The sequence below is a fragment of the Sulfitobacter sp. HI0027 genome (assembly GCF_001634775.1).
Classification (GTDB): domain Bacteria; phylum Pseudomonadota; class Alphaproteobacteria; order Rhodobacterales; family Rhodobacteraceae; genus Sulfitobacter.
Genome location: NZ_LWER01000216.1, coordinates 1 through 1,977 on the forward strand (window position 1 = coordinate 1; position 1,977 = coordinate 1,977).

The window sequence follows — 1,977 nt, forward strand, 5'->3', positions numbered from 1 at the left end:
CTATGGCCAGCCACTACGTGTTTGAGCCCGAGTTCTGCAATCCAGCCGCAGGTTGGGAGAAAGGCCAGGTTGAGAAGAACGTGCAGGATGCGCGCAACCGCATGTGGCAAGTCATGCCGGTCTTTGCCGATCTGGACGAGCTGAACCAATGGCTTGAAGATCGCTGTATCGCCCTTTGGGCAGAGACACCGCACAAGGCTTTGCCGGGGTCCATCGCTGACGTGTGGGAGGCCGAGAAGCCCACGCTGATGGCACTGCCGCCGGCATTGGGACTGTCCTGAATTTTGTGCTCTGGCGTGGTAACTGCTCTATAAGGAGACCCACGTATGAGCATCGACAAAAAGCTATTAGACCAACTGATGGAAGGCCGGTCCTCTGGCGACCTATTCGGCAAGGAGGGCATTCTTGCCGAGTTGACCAAAGCATTGGCAGAACGCGCTTTAACAGCTGAGATGGAGGAACATCTTGGGGCAGAGCGCGAAGAAGGTGTCGCGGAGGGCCAGAACCATCCGCCCAATCGTCGTAATGGCAGCAGCCAGAAGACTGTGACTACCGACAGTGGGAAGGTCATCCTGGATATTCCGCGCGACCGCAACGGCACCTTTGATCCGCTGTTGATAGCCAAGTATCAGCGTCGTTTTCCCGAGTTCGACCGCAAGATCGTCAGCATGTATGCACGCGGAATGACGACCCGTGAGATCCAAGGGCACATTGAGGAGATTTACGGCTTTGAGGCATCACCCAGCTTGATATCGGTGATCACTGAGGCTGTGATGGACGAGGTCACCGCCTGGCAGAGCCGACCACTGGAACCCTGCTATCCGGTGGTGTTCATGGACGCGATCCGCGTCAACATCCGCAGTGATGGAGCGGTCTCGAACAAGGCGGTCTTCGTAGCCTTGGCGATCCGTCCAGACGGCACCCGGGACGTTCTGGGGCTGTGGTTCCAGGCCAACGAGGGTGCCAAATTTTGGTCAAAGGTTCTGAATGATCTACGTCACAGGGGCGTTCAGGACATTCTGATTGCCGTGGTCGACGGCCTCAAAGGCTTCCCTCAGGCCATTGAGGCAGCTTTCCCGGAAGCCCAGGTTCAGACGTGCATCGTTCATTTGCTGCGCCACTCTATGAGCTTCGCCAGCTACAAGGACCGCAAGGCCGTGGCGACAGCCCTGAAGGCAGTCTACACCGCCTTAGACGTCGAAGCAGCGGAGGCTGCACTGGCCGAGTTCGAGGAGAGCGATCTGGCCAAGCGCTATCCGGCCATTGCACCGAGCTGGCGCCGAGCCTGGAACGAGGTGATCCCGTTTCTCGACTACCCGCCCGAAGTGCGCCGATTGATTTACACAACGAATGCCATAGAAGCCTTGAACTCAAAAATCCGGCGTGCGGTGCGAACCCGAGGCCACTTCCCGAGCGATGAGGCGGCAGCAAAGTTGATCTACTTGGCGCTCAATGCTACTTCAGTCGAGTGGAAGCGATCTGTGCGTGAATGGCACCGCGTTAAAAGCCAACTCGCCATCATGTTCGAAGAACGCTTTCCCATGGCGTAACTAAAGGCGTCAGGGCACAAAATTACGCACACTCCCCCGGCATTCGATGGCTTTATCGAACACAGTAAGCGTGTGTCACCCACATGCCTGATCACGTTCGAACGCAATCGCTACAGCGTTCCCGCCAGCTTCGCGAACCGACGTGTCAGTTTGCATGTTTATCCCGAACGGCTGGTCGTGGTCGCTGAAGGGCAAACGGTTTGCGAGCATGCGCGGATCATCGAGCGATCTCATCGCAAGCCCGGCAAGGTCATCTATGAGTGGCGTCACTATCTCGCTGTCATCCAACGCAAACCAGGTGCCTTACGCAATGGTGCGCCGTTCACGGAGATGCCGGATGCCTTCCGGCATCTCCGTGAACGGCGCACCATTGCGTAAGGCACCTGGTTTGCGTTGGATGACAGCGAGATAGTGACGCCACTCATAG

At 57.3% G+C, this 1,977-nt stretch carries 1 protein-coding gene and 2 pseudogenes; all 3 read left to right on the top strand.

The genetic code is table 11. The annotated features are described in order from the left end of the window. Positions 1 to 257 (top strand): annotated as a pseudogene (locus A3722_RS13835) (IS21 family transposase); the annotation flags it as partial. Positions 258 to 326: 69 nt separating this feature from the next. Continuing rightward, positions 327 to 1,550: an IS256 family transposase gene (locus A3722_RS13840; RefSeq protein WP_067629838.1), complete on the top strand. Its 1,224-nt coding sequence runs from the start codon at positions 327 to 329 to the stop codon at positions 1,548 to 1,550. Positions 1,551 to 1,589: 39 nt separating this feature from the next. Further along, a pseudogene (locus A3722_RS13845) lies at positions 1,590 to 1,907 on the top strand (Mu transposase domain-containing protein); the annotation flags it as partial. Positions 1,908 to 1,977: the final 70 nt, after the last annotated feature.

Coding starts and splice junctions, on each gene's coding strand:
- A3722_RS13840 (WP_067629838.1), top strand. CDS start 327: ATGAGCATCGACAAAAAGCTATTAGACCAACTGATGGAAGGCCGGTCC.